The sequence below is a fragment of the Desulfovibrio sp. TomC genome, from assembly GCF_000801335.2.
In the GTDB taxonomy this organism is placed as follows: domain Bacteria; phylum Desulfobacterota; class Desulfovibrionia; order Desulfovibrionales; family Desulfovibrionaceae; genus Solidesulfovibrio.
The window spans coordinates 1-1,320 of the sequence record NZ_JSEH01000084.1; the positions used below are offsets into that span (position 1 = coordinate 1).

Here is a 1,320-nt window from a genome sequence, read left to right on the forward strand (position 1 = left end):
GGGCCTGTAACGAAATCTGTGTAAACCTCCACTAAGGGGCGAAAGCTCCGGGAGGTTTTCGTGCTGATCAACCGCGATGAATTGGCCAGGAAGGTGCTCGAGGGAGAGATCACCAACCTGGACGACCTCAATTCCGTTCTCCGCTCTATGATCAAGGACGTGGTCGAAACGGCCATGGGGGCCGAGATGACCGGTTTCCTCGGCTACGACCGCTACCGAACGCCGGACAGCGATCCTGGCAACCGCCGCAACGGCTACAGCCAGAAAGAGCTTGCCTCGAAGGTCGGCCCCATCGTCATCGATGTGCCCCGAGACCGAAAATCTGAGTTTGCGCCAGCCATCGTTAAGAAGCGCCAGAAGGACATTGGCGGCTTCGAGGAACTCATCCTTTCCATGTATGCCAAGGGGATGAGCACCCGCGATATCCAGCACCACGTCAAGGAAATCTACAACCACGACATCTCACCCGAGACGGTCAGCCGCATCACCGATGCCGTCATCGACAAGGCCAAGGAATGGCAGAATCGGCCACTGGAGCCGATTTACGCTATCGTGTTCATGGACGCGCTGTTCCTCAAGCTCCGGTTGGATGGCCGGGTCAAAAACGTGGCTGCGTACCTGATGGTCGGCATCGACCTGGAGGGAAAAAAGGAGTGTCTGGGCATTTGGCTTGGGCAGAGTGAATCAGCCAAGTATTGGCTCAGCGTGCTCAATGAGTTCAAAAACCGGGGCGTGAACGATGTGCTGATTTTCGCCGTGGATGGGCTGACCGGCTTCCCCGAAGCCATCAGGGCCGTGTATCCCCAGGCCGAGATCCAGCGTTGCCTTGTCCACCAGGTCCGGAATTCGCTGGCGCAGATGGCCTGGAAGGACCGCAAGGAAGTTGCCACCTGCCTGCGCTCGATTTACACAGCACCCACTGAGGAGGCAGGCCTCATGGCGCTGGCCCAGTTCGAGGAAATCTGGGGCCGGAAGTATCCCCAGGTCGTGCTGTCCTGGAAGCGTCATTGGACGGAATTGGCTACTTTTTTCAATTATCCCGAAGCAGTGCGGCGGTTGATTTACACCACCAACCCTATTGAGAGTCTCAACAGCCGGGTCAGGAAAACCGTGAAAGGGAAAAGCGTTTTCCCGACGGAGATCGCCCTGTTCAAGGCGCTGTATCTGGCGGTTGCCGAAGCCGAGAAGCGGTGGACGATGAAGACAAGAAACTGGCCAGAGATCATGGCCCAGCTCTCGATCTTCTTCCAGGACAGGCTTCAGGGCTATCTCTGCTAAACCATCAACCAAGGGCGTTTACACAGTTTTCGAGACACTCCC

The 1,320-nt window shown here is 57.0% G+C and carries 1 protein-coding gene; it reads left to right on the forward strand.

Features of this window, described 5'->3' with window-relative positions:
• Nucleotides 1-60 precede the first annotated feature (60 nt).
• On the forward strand, nt 61-1,278 hold the full coding sequence (locus tag NY78_RS21605) for an IS256 family transposase (RefSeq protein WP_043641116.1): 1,218 nt from the start codon (nt 61-63) through the stop codon (nt 1,276-1,278).
• The last annotated feature ends 42 nt before the right edge of the window (nt 1,279-1,320 follow it).